The following is a 12,779-nucleotide window of genomic DNA, read 5'->3' as shown; positions in this document are numbered from 1 at the left end:
TATTATGCAATCCCACTTATCCTGAATGCAAAAAACACACGCCCCGCCCTAAAGCGATCGCATGCGTTTTGTATGCTCCAACGAGCTTCTAATTTATATGTATGTACGCGGGTGATGATGCTCAGCTCTGCCTACAGCACGCAACGCCATAAAAGCAAGCATATGAATACCGAGATCCAGGACACCAATCCGAACATGACGACGATTTTATTTTCGCTCCACCCGTATTTCAGACTGAAATGATAATAGATGGGCGCCATGCGGAAGATGCGCAACTTCGTCCTTTTGTAATACCACACCTGCAGAATGACCGATAACTGCTCCGCCAAGCTGCATATATAGTTGAATATACAGTTTGCACGCGCTACTATTGTTTATTGCTCCACCGCGCAACCAGCGGCAGAATAAGACCGAGGCCGAGCAGAATGAATGGCGTCAAAATATTTAGCGCAAATTGGAAATACCATTCGCCTGTGAACGTCTCGACCTTCGGGAACATGCCCATAATGCAGGCGAACGCCGTAAACACAAAGCACCACAAGCCGATCGCAAAGCCGACTTTGCGGTTTTTCACGAACTGGTAGTCCGATTGGAACTTGTCTGCCAGCTTCATTAAAGCCATGAAGGCCGCGAATACGAACAAGTAACGCAGAGGCATGACGATCGAGTTCAGATCGAGCAGCCAGTTGAAAAGCGAGTTCATGTTGCCGATACCGAGCGCCGGAATGACAATAAGAATGCCGACGAGCACGGCCGTCATGATGTAGCCATTAATCGGCGTATTGCGATCGTTCGTTTTCAATAGACTTTTTGGAACGAACTTCGCATCCGCATCCAGCAGCAGCATCTTCAACGGCGCATCGATCGAGAACGCCAGCGACGATTGCGGCTTCTGCGCCAAATACGGAACGTGCACAACCCAATACGTCCATGCGGCAAAGTAAGCGATCGTCGGCCCCATCGTCTCTTTAATCCACGAGCTGACGCCGCCTTTGCCGTCCTTGAAGGTGGACCCCAATTGGCCGACCATGAGCGCATAAGGCACAAAATAGAGCGCGATGATAAGCACCCATGAGGTGATAACCGTCAGACCTTGGTTCGCATAATTATTGACAACATTGCCAAAGCCCCATACGGACACAAAAGCCATCAAGGCAATGTTATACCAACGAAGCTTTTTGCTTTCGTCGCTGCGGTTCATGATGTAAAGCCCCTTTCACGAAATTAACAACTTTAACCATACATGTAAACACATGTTTCATCAGTATACAATCTGGGTTTCATCGGAACATGCTATATTTTTTTCCTTTTCTTCTTACTTTTAGAGGTATTCCTGAGTTTTATTATCCGATGATCGTATGGATCGCATTCATAGGACATTCATTGGCACGTAAATGATCAGGAAGCAAGAATGGCATGGCAAAAAGCCCTAAGGCTCAACCTTAGGGCTCATGCATCCAATTCCTATGTTGTCATATACCTGATAGTCCCATCAGCGCATCAATGTGCCGGGAAAAACACCATTTGAATGGCGAAGATGACGCCGAACACGTACAGAATGGGGTGAACTTCCTTGCCTTTGCCGCTGAACAGCTTCATCAACGGGTATGTAATGAAGCCAATCGCAATGCCTGTCGCGATGCTGGAAGTGAGCGGCATGCTGATCAGGATGGCGAACGCCGGGAATGCTTCATCGAATTGCTTCCATTGAATCCGCGCCAAGCCGTCCATCATGAAGCAGCCGACGATAATAAGCACCGGAGCCGTAATAGCCGGAAGCGACGATATGCCCTCAATAATCGGCGAGAAAAAAAGCGACAAGAAGAACAACCCTGCTACGACAGCAGAGGTCAGTCCTGTCCGTCCCCCCGCAGCCACGCCCGCAGTGGATTCCACATAAGCGCTTGACGGCGTCGTGCCCATTAATGATCCGGCCGTCGTCGCGAGCGCGTCAGCCATCAACGCCTGCTTCGCGCGCGGGAACGTATTGCCCTTCATCAGACCTGCTTGCTCGGCTACGCCGATCATGGTCCCTGTCGTATCGAAGATCGTTACGAGCAGGAACGCGAATACAACTGTATACAATCCGTGCGTAAATACGCCCGCAATATCCAAATCAAATAATACCGGAGCCGCAGGCAATGACACGAAGCCTTTGAACTCCATCATGCCCATGAAATAACCGATAACCGCTGTTGCAGCCATGCCGATAAATAAAGCGCCGTGCACTTTACGAGCCATTAGTATCAATGTAATGAACAAGCCTGCCAAGGTCAGCGCCGTGATCGGCTGCTGTAAATCGCCGAACGCGACCATCGTTGATTCATTCGCTACGACGATGCCGGATGATTTGAGCCCGATAAAGGCGATAAACAAGCCGATACCTGCTGTAATCCCGAACTTGAGCGATACCGGAATCGATTCAATCAATGTCTCGCGCAGCTTGGTGAACGTCAGCAGCAAGAAGATAACCCCTGCCAAGAACACTGTTCCGAACACGACTTGATAGCTCACGCCCTGAGAAGCGACGACTGACGCAAAATAAGCGTTCATGCCCATACCAGGAGCGACGGCAATCGGGTGATTCGCAAATAGTGCCATATATAACGTACCGATAATGGCCGAGATAACCGTAGCCGTGAACACTTGCTGGAACGGAACGCCGGCGCTCGACAAAATCGCGGGATTGACGACGACAATATATACCATGGTCAGGAACGTCGTAATGCCCGCCGTGACCTCGGTACGCGCATTCGTACCGTTCTCTTTCAACTTAAACCATTTTTCCATGACAATCATGCTGCCCCTTTCACACCATATTCATTGCATATGGCAGAAAATTGGTCGTTCCGCCTTGGCGAAAGTCACCTTACGTATCCTAGTCGAAAGCCGATTTTTTGTCAATGATATTGTCGATTTATTCGTTTTTAGGTCAATTAATTCCCCGGGAAATGCAGTTTTGAAGATATTCGTGTCGATTATGCGAACAATATCGCATATTCAGAAAGAACCGAGAAGTACAAGTTCCACAAGAAAACTGCATCGGAATCGTAAGCTCTTCAAGAGGGAATGCAAGATTCGATCTCGAGAAGGTACCCGAACATCTTCATGATCAAAAGAGTCCATTTTGAACATCCTCTCTTAGTATTCCTTTACGGAGTAGAAGCTCATTCATGCCTTTCCTCGACCTTGTCACCTCTATACTGCATTATTTCTACCCTTTATTCGGACATATTCATCCGTCTAGGTGCTCCATTCAGCCTCCGTATTGCTCCACTCATAGAAAATATGAGGACGTACGGGCCTTAACCGGGTTATGATGGATTCATCGAGAACGACGAAAGGTTGGATGTTGATGAACAAAACAGCGAAGATGGCGCTGCAGACGGCGCTCGCCTTCGGACTAGGACTGCTGGCAGTCATGGTTTTTAAGAACATGATTCAATAACGAGATATTATCTAAATATTTCATTATTTTATAAAAAATTATAAATTCCAGGGAGAGATGTTACATTGAATTCATCATTCGCAATTTGGAAACGACGCACGGTTCAAGTGATGCTGGCATCCGTCATTTCATTGGGCGCCATGCTGTCATGGGGACCGACTGTATACGGGGAAGCTGCACATGAAAATAAGACCTCGGCAGCTTCCGTAAGCGGCACGACATCCACAGATTTCAGACAGAAATGGGAGAATTGGATTCGCGAGAATGCGTACGCCCTAGATACGATTCAGCCTGCTGAGATGAAAGACGGACAAATACAGCAAGACAGCTTCGCTGATTTGGACATGCTGAAGCCGTTGCTGTTGGACAAAAGCATCGTTTACTTAGGAGAAAGCTCGCATGGCGTCGCCGAATTCAGCTCGGCTAAGGCGCGGCTCATTCAATTTTTGCACGAAGAACTGGGATTCAATGTCGTAGCCTTCGAATCTCCACTCGGGAATGCGGCATCCGCATTCGGCAACGTGAAGACGAAGACGCCGGAAGAGTCGTTGAAGAAATCGATTTTCCCGCAATGGTGGACGGAAGAGACGCTGCCGTTGTTTCAATACATAAAGGACACGCAAGCAACGGACAAGCCAATGCAGTTGGCGGGCATCGACATGCAGCCGATGGGACCGACCCTGGCTGGCGAATGGATGGGCGACGAGAATCTCGCGACTCGTTATATCGAAACAGAGAAGTCGCTGTGGAAGTGGATGAGCGAGGAAGATATGGCATCTTATAAGATAGTAAAGCCTGAAATGCTTAAGGTGTACAAGGATGTCAAGGCGAAGGTCGCCGAGCGCGAGGCGCAGCTTGCGAAGCTGTACCCGGACAACCCCCATTTTATTGCCATGGCGAACCGGATGCTGGACGACCGTATCCGCATCGTGGACGAATACATTGAACTCAGCATCACAGCAAACCAAGCAGTGAAGACCGGGGATTATGCCGCAATGACGAAGATGATGGAGTGGCGCGACCAAGCGATGGCGGACAACCTCCTCTGGCTGGCAACGGAAATCTATCCAATGGAGCGAATCGTCGTCTGGGGCCACAACGCGCATATCAGCAAGGCAGAATCAAAAATGAAGCAATCGTTCCTGCCCGTTTCAGGCCGCTTCATGGGTGAAATCATGCAGGAGACGATGTTCGGCCCTTACAGCTATACGATTGGATTATATATGGGCAGCGGAACGAACGCGGATAACTTAGGCGAGTCGATGGAAGTGCAGCCGCTTCCGATAGATTCGATGGAATCGATTATGAAAGCCACGAATCGTCCGTACACATTCGTGGATATGCGATACCACGACATCACCCCGGGCAACTCATGGATGGCCGAGCCGCGTTCCGCGCTCTACTTCGGCTTGCTGCCGGAAGTTTTCGTGCCGCGCGAGCAGTATGACGGCATCCTGTACATCGACAACGTGAAGTCGCCGACATTCCTTAAATAGGGACAAGCATGACATATAGAATCTTATACTAAAAGCACATGTTCAAAAAGGCCTTTTTCGACACCGAGAAGCACAGGTTTTCTCAATTCGAGCGAGTCTCTCTGAACAACTTCAACAACATATGGGGAGGTTTCATCATTGAATTCATATAAAAAGGATTGGAAACGCCGGGGAACGTCCTTGTTCCTCGCGTCGGTCATGGCATTCGGCACCCTGCTGTCATTCGGAACATCGGCGCACGGGCAAGAGGTATCGAAAGAGGGAGCGGCAGCCGGCACGACACTGGCGGCAACCTCGCCCGAACGGGCACGCACAAGCACGGAAGCGCGTCAGGAGTGGAAGGAATGGATGCAGCAGAACACTATTGCGCTCGACTCTATTCAGCCGGAGACGGCGAAGGACACGGTTGTGCCGGCGGAACGGTTTACAGACTTGGAAGCTTTAAAGCCGCTGCTGCAGGATAAGCGAATCGTATATTTGGGCGAAAGCTCGCATGGCGCAGCGGAATACAATTCGGCCAAAACCCGCCTGATTCAATACTTGCATCAAGAGCTCGGCTTCAATGTGGTTGCATTCGAGACGAATTTGGGCAATGCCGCCTCGGCATACGGCAGCATGACGACGAGAGAGCCGATCGCCACGATGAAGGATTCCATCTTCCGCATCTGGCGGGTGCAGGAGAATGTGCCATTGTTCCAATATATGAAGGATACGCAGAAGACGAACACGCCGTTGGCGCTTGCCGGCTTCGACATGCAGCCGCAAGGGCAGCTCATCTCCGGAGAGTGGATGGGCGATGAGAAGCTTGCCAAGCGTTTCCAAGAAGCAGAGTTAGAGTTGGATAAGTGGCAGCAGTCCGAAGATGTCGACGCTTACCGCCAAGCGAAGCCGAAGCTGCTGGACGTGTACAAGCAGGTGCGCCAGCTCTTGCCGAAGCGCGCGGAAGCGTTGCGCAGCCAATATCCGGACAATCCGCACATTGTGAAGCTAACGGAACGGGCTTTGGACAACCGGATTGAAGTGGTCGATCAATATATGGAAATTTCGATTCCCTCCACCTCGTTCCTGAATGGGAAATCGGCTGATTACATGACCATTATCCGTTCTTCGGAGTACCGTGATCGCATGATGGCAGACAATCTGATCTGGCTGGCCGCGAACGTCTATCCGAACGAGAAGATTATCGTATGGGCGCATAACGGCCATATTGCCAAGAACTATTCCAAAGAGATGAACTCGCTCCCGCGCCGCCATATGGGCGAGCTGATGCAGAGCACGAAGTTCAAGGACGAGAGCTACGTCATCGGCCTGTTCATGGGCGGAGGCGCAAACGCGCACGTCGCCGGGGGATTCTCCGATGTGCTGCCTCCGATGGCGCATTCCGTGGAAGAAGTGATGAAGAGCGCAGGCCATCCTTACACCTTCGTCGACATGCGCTATCAATCGCGCGTCCCGGGCAACACTTGGATGACGCAGCCGAACATTTCGTATTACGACGGCGTCATGCCGGTCAGCAGCATCCCGTTGGAGCAATTCGACGGCATGCTCCTTATCGATAAGGTCCATTCACCGGATTATTTGAAATAATCCGCATCATTCAAAAAGGCTGCACCTTCAAGCAGGCAATCTGCTTGAGCGTGCAGCCTTTCTCCATTTACAAATAAGAAATCGTAGAACCGCAATACTCGCAAGTCACTGTCGCTCCTGGCGGCACGCTGTTCTGTGCGCCGCAGCCAGAGCAGGCAATCATTTTCGGAAGCCGGGACGGCGGGACACTAGCGGCTGCCTCGGCCGCAGCCTGGCGCGCTGACTGCCCCCGGTCTTCTTCCCGATCGTCATCATCCCAATCCCCATCTTCCTCCTTATGTGATAGAAGCGGATTGTGCATGAATTCCATAAATGCCGCTTGCTGCAACGCATCTTGTTCTGCCGCCTTTTTGTTAAGCTTCCCGCCTGCCCGATACATCATCACGCCGGGAGTAAAGACCAGAACCAAAAATAATAGAAATAATTCCAGTTTATCCTTCTGCGTAGACCAATATAATGTTATCACCATCACTATTATCCCGAACAAGAACAGGAATATCCCGCCGAATACGCGCAGCACATTGCCGAGACTGGATGTTTTTCGCCGCACGACGATCCCCTGCTGATGCATTGCTTTGATTGCATCCGCTTTTCTCTTCATGTTCTCCCCGGCCTTGAACAACAATACTCCGGGTACACTTATTGCAAACACGGACATTAGCATTGTCTCAATCTTATATGCGCCATCAAATGATGACCAGTTTATGATTAAAGATAAGATGATCAGCACTTGGATGAATAGCATCATTCCGCCTATTCTTTGCAATATGGTGCCGTTGCGTCCCTGCATGCCGATTCTCCTCCCCTCTAAGAATACGAAATAATGGAGCCGCAATATGGGCAGGCTGCCTGCACCTTGGTTCCTCCTCACCCTATTTCATAATGGTCAATTGCTCATTGCGGAGCCGGATCGCATTCGACAAATCCTGAATCATGCCGCGCAATTCCTCTGCAGAATAAAGCGTATGCCGCTCCCGCACGGCCGAGCGCACGCCAGCTTCCAGCCGGTTGGCTTTCTCCATCAACTGCGCCTCCTCCAGCACCATGGCAGGAAGAGATACCGGATCGCTATATTTGACTTGGTCTTCCAGCTTGCGCAGCAGTTCCAGCATCGTCTCACGTTCCGCATGCTCCCAGCCCTCCAGCTCCAGCCGTGCTCCATGCACGACGAGCTGCAGCTGCTTCATCGATTGCAGGCGCATCCGCTCATCCGTTACCAAACGTCCACCGAACACTTTAGAGAGGCCCAACAACAGCGCAATCACGAGCGCCACCGCAAACGTAAGCAACTGAATCCAGAGATACGCTTGCGCAGGTACGTCTAAAATGATCCAAAATAAAACGATATGTATCAGTACGGCCAAATCATAGAAAAACAGTACGGTGCCTAAGGACAAATACGCCGGAACGGCAGCCTTGAACTCAGGTCCGCCCTTAAGCAGCTTGAAGGAGAACAGATAGCTAAGCAATTCCGCCAATACAAGTGTGCCTAGCGACAGCCACCAGGAGAAATCCCGGGTGTCGATTTCACTGAAAGTGAAAAACAAAGCAACCGTGACGGTTAATATCGTCAGAAAAATCGCCGTCGTTATCCAATTGTACTGCGTGTCTTGTTTCAATGTGGACCCTCCCTTCTACGTGAGCTTGTTGCCGCATTCCACGCAAAATTTTTGCCCCGGTTGCACTTCGAGGTTGCACTGGCTGCACGTCAATGCCGTCTCACCGCCGCAATGCGGACAGAAATTGACCTCGTCCGGCACCGCTTTGCCGCAATGGCGGCACGGGACAGGCATGGCTTGCCCGCATTCCACGCAATGGGTCTGCTCCGGCTGATTGTCGGCACCGCATTGCGGGCACGGATTATATGGATCACCGCAATTCGGGCAGAACTTGGTGTGGCGCGGCATCCATTCATCGCACGCTTGGCACTTCACCTCCGCTGGCCGCCCTGTCCCACCCGATGCTGCGAGTGATGTGCCGCACCCCGTGCAGAAAGAGGCATCCTGCCGGTTTTCCCGGTGACACTTGGAACAGACCTTATCGTAAGCTTCAACCTGAAGCTCATCGGCCAGCCGCGACACCGCGCCTCCGATTGAGCCGCCAACGCCGTATCCCATGCTGAGCCCAATCCCGGCCCCCATAAGATCCGATTGGATGCCGCCCTCATTCTTCGCCGCCTGCCCGAGCGTATCGAACGTGCGCTCCTGTTGGTAGGTGAATCCGATGATATCCATTTCCGCCCTCTTCGCTAGCGCTTCCCGCAGACGTATCGTGGCCGGGTCATCCTCCGGCGTATTGACGGAATCAACGTAGAAATTAAGCAGGCGAATGCCGTACTCCTCGAATGCCGGCGCCACCCGTTCTTGAATATGCTTTGAAATGTCAGATATGTACGCATTGATTTCCAAGATGCTAATTTTTCGATGCACGAAATAGGAAGAAATAAGCTCGTGAATGTTCATCATCAACACGCCGCGGAAATAGTCCGTAAGCGTCTCTTGATTGAACTCCGGCAGCGTTCCGACGAGCTTGCCAAGAAATTTGCGGGCGTCATCGACTTGAATCCCGAATTGGCCGAAAGAACGCACCTTTACAAATAGTTGATATTTCGGGTCCTGCAACTGAAGGGGTGCGCGCGTACCCCACTTAATATTGAGAGAATGAAGCTTGTTGACATACCATACCTCCGCCGTGAAGGGTGAGTCCCCGCCAAAAGGCAAATTGACGATATGATTGAGAATCGGAATATTGGCCGTACTTAACGTATGTCTGCCGGCTGTATACCGATCGAGCGCCTGCCCGCCTTTATATAAAATCGCTTCCTGTGATTCGTTAACAATAAGCTGCGTCCACGTTCCGAGCTCATGGTTCGGATATTTCCACGCGAACACATCAGGTGAACCGTCATATTTGATAACATCAATGATTGCCATGCCCGATTATACCTCCGTCACAAAAATGTATTATGGAGCAACACGCCCCTCTATAAGTTCATCCATTACTTTTATACTAAGAAGAAGGAAGCAAAAAGCATCCGCGATGCGCCCGCATTCCTAATCTCTTACATTGCGGCGCCCGTTTCTATTATAAATGACAGCCGTATCGGAGCCCATCCTAATACTGGAAAACATAAAAATAGTTCAAAACAACTATCTTCATGTTTTTCCAATACTATGATAATACATCAACCCCCTGCTCGTTTTCATACAAATAAGTTACAGTTTTCTAATAGAAATCATATAAAAAAAGACTTACCTCCCTTGCGGATGAAAGGAAGGAATAAGCCTTTACACGTTTCACGCACCAAATAACTAAGCTTCATCTGAGCTTGGCCACACATTAACATCTTCAGCGTCCAGAACCGCTTCAATCTCATCGCCGTCGTACACGGCCATATACCCCCGGGGCAGCGCCAGCACTTGCAGAAGCGACGGCCGAAGGTGCAGCAGCTGATAAATATAATACGCCTCTAAGTCTTCATCTTTGACTGCTCCATCAACAGGTCCAATATACCAGCCTGAATCTCCATCCCCGCCATTTTGAGTCCGTTCGAGATATACGCGTTCTGTATCCATTACACCTTTGGCAGCAATGATTTTATCTTGGAAGCATGCCGCTTCTCCTTCAAGCTGCAGCCTCTGCAGACAATAGTTCTGCTGCAATTGTACAAACAGCGAAGCAGTCAGATCGTCGGTTTTATCCACGAATGGATTTTTGTCATACGCAGGCGCCATAACGGCAACATCTTCACCACGCTGGGACAGATGAAGAATGGTCCAACCCACCTGAATATTTGCACCGTCTTTTAAATGCCCTTCCTCCTGCTCCAACTCCTCAAATATTTGCAGGAGCGAATCCGCTGCCACGGCTAATTCCTCTTTGCATGTGACATGAAATGTCCGCGTGCCTATCCTTTTTGACCTCACAATCATTGTTATAATCTCCTTTTAGACGCATAAAGGTTAATTCTGAGTTAAGTATGTAATTGTATTAGAATTTATTCTACAAATATCTCATAAGCCCTTTAATTTTCAATTTACTGGTGAAGTTAGGGCCTGACCATCCCCACTGATCTGTAGACGAGTTCTACCCTCGTTCATTCCCCCTCTAACTTTTTTATCTGTTAGGAGTTTGTCCAGGCGCTCCTAGTTGGTTACTCCAAACCTTTAAAATATTTTAATTCCGCTCTATTGTAATCAATCATAGATAGAAAAAATTCAGTAACGTTCTTTGTATGCTTATCATCGTGATCCACTTCTTCAAGTACAAAATTCTGTTGGGTTATAGCCTATACACCAATTCTATTATTTACTTTAGGATTATTTAGATTGTCTACTTGTTTTCTTTACCTCTTGCTTGCTGGTAGTACATTCAAATCTGTTCTTGAGTGGCTTCATGCCTGAGTGAGCGATTTGGCCTGCCTTTCCTTCTATTGCCTTGACCTGTTTTGTCATTGTCTTTCTTCCTCCTTTAATTTTGGTATGCAAAAAAGCTCATCCCTACTCATAATTCAAGTTGGAATAAGCTTTTGAAGATTCATTAGGTATTTGTTAAGTTGTTTTGTGTATGGCGCTAGGATTGTAAATCGAGTTTACACAAAATCGTTGACAGACCCTCTAGTATAACTCTAATTGTTTCTTCTGACTTTCTGCAATTTGCCTAAACGGTTCAAATAAATCGTTAATTTTTTTAGTAAATGAAATTTCTGCTAATAAGCACTCATTTGAATTTATTTCATTTAGTATACTGTAAAAATCCTCATACTCATTTATTGATGATGCCGTTGATATATCATCTTCGTCACTTAATTTATCAATTAAATCACGTAGACTTATTTTATTCTCTAGAAATTGGATATAGTAATAGCCAACTATTGCATCACTTGGTGAAGATTTGTTTTCTTCATAATAGCATTCTTCGAGCTTTTTATAACTTACCGCCGAACTCAATTCTTCTATATCTTTGGCTAACGAAACTTTACATATCCAATCTTCAACCTCGTTTTTCTTTAATATTTGTCTATCAGCCCACCCCTGCCAATCTGATTTAGAATAGTATCCGCTTACACAGGCTATATATAAATAGTGCCCTATAGTCATTTAATACCTCCTTGGAGTCTCTGGATGCAATCCTGGGATGCCTTTTCCATGTTGAGCTGGGTCTGTAGCTGGGTTTGCATGATAATGAGGATTTGTATGTGTTGGAATATCTGGCCTTCCATGGTCTGTAAAATCATTATACCCGAGACGATTGAATTGCCTACACCTTTGGCTAGCCCGTTCCAGTCCTCGGTATCTATCATATGTTGAATTCTTTGTCCATCGGCTTCTGCCTCTGCAACCAGTTCATCCCATGCCTTTTCAGGATTGCTTACCCATTTCCATGCTTCTGCGGCGGTGCCAGTTACTACATTCGCCGTAACCCCGATTGGGTCGTTAATGACGGCCTTTGCCGTATCCAGCGTCGATTTGACCGCTTCGGTACCTCCAGCCCACGCCCCTTTCGCCGCATCAAGCGATTTGTCGAGAGCCGTAGGCTGATATACGACTTCACCTTTTTTCAGGGGTACATATATCCGTTGCCCATTGAACATGGTTATCGTTTTATAACGCATCCGGTTCTTTATCCGCTGAGTCATTTCTTCTTGCGATTTTGTGCGTGCTCGTATTTAGAACCATTCCTAATGGCTTAGACAGTACATTTTGAGCAAAAAAGGCTTACTCCTACTCATATTTCAAGTGGAATAAGCCTTCTATGTTTATCAAGTTGGCCAAAAGTGTCTGGTTTGTTTGTTGTATTGTACTATTTTGCTGTTGGAGTTGTAAACCCGAGAGTTGATTAATCGTAAATAATAAACACTCTATCCCCACTGTCATTTGCCTGTTCTAAAAAAGTAATGATGTCACTTGTAAGCGCCGGAAGCATAGAAACTATATTTTCCGATGCCTTAATCCCATCTTCCGTTAATCTAATCACATCAAACGATCTGAACAATTGTATTGCTTCCTTAATATTTTTTATTTCCCAAGGGCTTTCCTCATACCATCCTTCGTGAATATAATATTCATGTAAAATTCCATTTTGAATTGGAACTTGTTGCTCAATCATGAAATTTAATAAGGTTTCAAAGTATCCGTTCCACACCCTTAACTCGAGCCTTTCAGTAATATTTTCATACATAAATACTAACTCAGGCTCTCCCTCAAATCCAACATAATAGGAATCGTTTATAACTGTCGCTTTCATAA

Annotated in this window: 12 protein-coding genes and 1 pseudogene; 2 read left to right on the top strand and 11 right to left on the bottom strand. The window is 48.0% G+C overall.

Translation table 11 applies throughout. The features are described from left to right. Positions 1-131: 131 nt before the first annotated feature. The 3 genes and pseudogenes from LQV63_RS13715 to LQV63_RS13705 form a co-directional block, all read right to left on the bottom strand. A pseudogene (locus LQV63_RS13715) lies at positions 132-329 on the bottom strand (phospho-N-acetylmuramoyl-pentapeptide-transferase); the annotation flags it as partial. A 38-nt stretch (positions 330-367) separates the two neighbouring features. After that, complete coding sequence (locus LQV63_RS13710; protein WP_233697132.1) at positions 368-1,201, bottom strand: amino acid permease; 834 nt, start codon at positions 1,199-1,201, stop codon at positions 368-370. Positions 1,202-1,500: 299 nt separating this feature from the next. Further along, entirely contained in the window at positions 1,501-2,790 is a 1,290-nt protein-coding gene (locus LQV63_RS13705; protein WP_026010866.1) for an NCS2 family permease, read from the bottom strand. A 723-nt stretch (positions 2,791-3,513) separates the two neighbouring features. Between LQV63_RS13705 and LQV63_RS13700 the strand changes: the two genes are divergently transcribed. Both LQV63_RS13700 and LQV63_RS13695 read left to right on the top strand, forming a co-directional pair. Further along, positions 3,514-4,944, top strand: a complete 1,431-nt coding sequence (locus LQV63_RS13700; RefSeq protein ID WP_233697131.1) for an erythromycin esterase family protein — start codon at positions 3,514-3,516, stop codon at positions 4,942-4,944. Between the two features lie 138 nt (positions 4,945-5,082). Continuing rightward, positions 5,083-6,531 carry an erythromycin esterase family protein gene (locus LQV63_RS13695; RefSeq protein ID WP_233697130.1) on the top strand — a complete coding sequence of 483 codons (1,449 nt, stop codon included), beginning with the start codon at positions 5,083-5,085 and terminating at the stop codon, positions 6,529-6,531. A gap of 67 nt (positions 6,532-6,598) precedes the next feature. Here the strand turns inward: LQV63_RS13695 and LQV63_RS13690 are convergent, their stop codons facing one another. The 8 genes from LQV63_RS13690 to LQV63_RS13660 form a co-directional block, all read right to left on the bottom strand. Continuing rightward, a complete protein-coding gene (locus tag LQV63_RS13690) occupies positions 6,599-7,321 on the bottom strand; it encodes a hypothetical protein (protein ID WP_233697129.1) in 723 nt (240 codons plus the stop codon). A gap of 82 nt (positions 7,322-7,403) precedes the next feature. Next, positions 7,404-8,150, bottom strand: a complete 747-nt coding sequence (locus LQV63_RS13685; RefSeq protein ID WP_233697128.1) for a hypothetical protein — start codon at positions 8,148-8,150, stop codon at positions 7,404-7,406. A 15-nt stretch (positions 8,151-8,165) separates the two neighbouring features. Then, positions 8,166-9,464: an SPFH domain-containing protein gene (locus LQV63_RS13680; protein WP_233697127.1), complete on the bottom strand. Its 1,299-nt coding sequence runs from the start codon at positions 9,462-9,464 to the stop codon at positions 8,166-8,168. 378 nt (positions 9,465-9,842) lie between these two features. Next, positions 9,843-10,463, bottom strand: coding sequence for an immunity protein Imm33 domain-containing protein (locus LQV63_RS13675; protein WP_233697126.1), 621 nt, complete (start codon positions 10,461-10,463; stop codon positions 9,843-9,845). Positions 10,464-10,850: 387 nt separating this feature from the next. After that, positions 10,851-10,985 carry a hypothetical protein gene (locus LQV63_RS31420; protein ID WP_267934028.1) on the bottom strand — a complete coding sequence of 45 codons (135 nt, stop codon included), beginning with the start codon at positions 10,983-10,985 and terminating at the stop codon, positions 10,851-10,853. A gap of 162 nt (positions 10,986-11,147) precedes the next feature. Beyond that, on the bottom strand, positions 11,148-11,630 hold the full coding sequence (locus LQV63_RS13670) for a hypothetical protein (RefSeq protein WP_233697125.1): 483 nt from the start codon (positions 11,628-11,630) through the stop codon (positions 11,148-11,150). Further along, positions 11,627-12,145, bottom strand: a complete 519-nt coding sequence (locus LQV63_RS13665) for a hypothetical protein (protein ID WP_233697124.1) — start codon at positions 12,143-12,145, stop codon at positions 11,627-11,629. Before LQV63_RS13665 ends, LQV63_RS13670 begins: the two co-directional genes overlap by 4 nt. 224 nt (positions 12,146-12,369) lie before the next feature. Continuing rightward, positions 12,370-12,777 carry a hypothetical protein gene (locus LQV63_RS13660; RefSeq protein WP_233697123.1) on the bottom strand — a complete coding sequence of 136 codons (408 nt, stop codon included), beginning with the start codon at positions 12,775-12,777 and terminating at the stop codon, positions 12,370-12,372. Positions 12,778-12,779: the final 2 nt, after the last annotated feature.

This window comes from Paenibacillus profundus (genome assembly GCF_021369635.1).
In the GTDB taxonomy this organism is placed as follows: Bacteria; Bacillota; Bacilli; order Paenibacillales; family Paenibacillaceae; genus Paenibacillus_B; species Paenibacillus_B profundus.
Note: the sequence above shows the minus strand (reverse complement) of the source record. Positions and strands in the feature narration are given on the sequence as shown.

Bases quoted from the DNA above. Each gene is read 5' to 3' on its own strand.
- LQV63_RS13710 (WP_233697132.1), bottom strand. From the start codon at position 1,201: ATGAACCGCAGCGACGAAAGCAAAAAGCTTCGTTGGTATAACATTGCC.
- LQV63_RS13705 (WP_026010866.1), bottom strand. From the start codon at position 2,790: ATGGAAAAATGGTTTAAGTTGAAAGAGAACGGTACGAATGCGCGTACC.
- LQV63_RS13690 (WP_233697129.1), bottom strand. From the start codon at position 7,321: ATGCAGGGACGCAACGGCACCATATTGCAAAGAATAGGCGGAATGATG.
- LQV63_RS13680 (WP_233697127.1), bottom strand. From the start codon at position 9,464: ATGGCAATCATTGATGTTATCAAATATGACGGTTCACCTGATGTGTTC.
- LQV63_RS13675 (WP_233697126.1), bottom strand. From the start codon at position 10,463: ATGATTGTGAGGTCAAAAAGGATAGGCACGCGGACATTTCATGTCACA.
- LQV63_RS31420 (WP_267934028.1), bottom strand. From the start codon at position 10,985: ATGACAAAACAGGTCAAGGCAATAGAAGGAAAGGCAGGCCAAATCGCT.
- LQV63_RS13670 (WP_233697125.1), bottom strand. From the start codon at position 11,630: ATGACTATAGGGCACTATTTATATATAGCCTGTGTAAGCGGATACTAT.
- LQV63_RS13665 (WP_233697124.1), bottom strand. From the start codon at position 12,145: ATGCGTTATAAAACGATAACCATGTTCAATGGGCAACGGATATATGTA.
- LQV63_RS13660 (WP_233697123.1), bottom strand. From the start codon at position 12,777: ATGAAAGCGACAGTTATAAACGATTCCTATTATGTTGGATTTGAGGGA.